The 653-nt window shown below is 48.1% G+C and carries 1 protein-coding gene; it reads right to left on the reverse strand.

Annotation, left to right across the window (positions count from 1 at the left end; genetic code table 11):
• On the reverse strand, positions 1 to 653 hold a 653-nt coding region (gene murB, locus AB5935_RS28235), incomplete at both ends, for a UDP-N-acetylmuramate dehydrogenase (RefSeq protein ID WP_368328134.1).

Raw genomic sequence — 653 nt, forward strand, 5'->3', positions numbered from 1 at the left:
TGTTTATCATGTACGGCAGCCGGACCTAAGGCCTTACCTTTCCAGCCGCATTGGTCGATCATCCATCCTGCCGGAATTTTCACCCGATCTTCTGCCAGCTCATAGTAAGGTATCCGGGGATATTCCTGCTGCAGGGCTTCCAGTTTTTCTTTCGGCACAATGGGATTCATAAAGAAGCTGCCGGCATTTCCCATTACCTTCGGGTCGGGCAACTTGCTCTCACGAATATCAATTATCACTTTCCGTACAACAGAAAGCGTCAATGCCGGATATTTTTCAAGCTCCTGACGAATGGTTCCATAATCTAACGTATAATGTTCTTTTTTACTAAGTCGGAAACGGACATAGGTGACAAAAGCCGACTTGTTTTCCGGGCGTTTAAAGATACTGTTGCGGTAGGTATATCCACACTCTTCCACCGAATAAACGCGTTCTTCAGCTTGAATGTTCACCGTTTCCACAGCTGTTATCAGATCTTTCACTTCAACGCCATAAGCTCCGATGTTCTGTACCGCGCTCGCTCCGACCTCACCGGGGATGAGCGACAGGTTCTCCGTTCCATACCATCCATGTTCTACGCAATATGCAACGAAGTCATCCCATACTACTCCCGCTCCCACTCGTACCGACACAGAGTGTTCATCTTCCTCCGT

It is taken from the genome of Phocaeicola sp. RTP21198st1_B8_RTP21198_201120 (assembly GCF_040929485.1).
GTDB lineage: Bacteria > Bacteroidota > Bacteroidia > Bacteroidales > Bacteroidaceae > Phocaeicola > Phocaeicola dorei.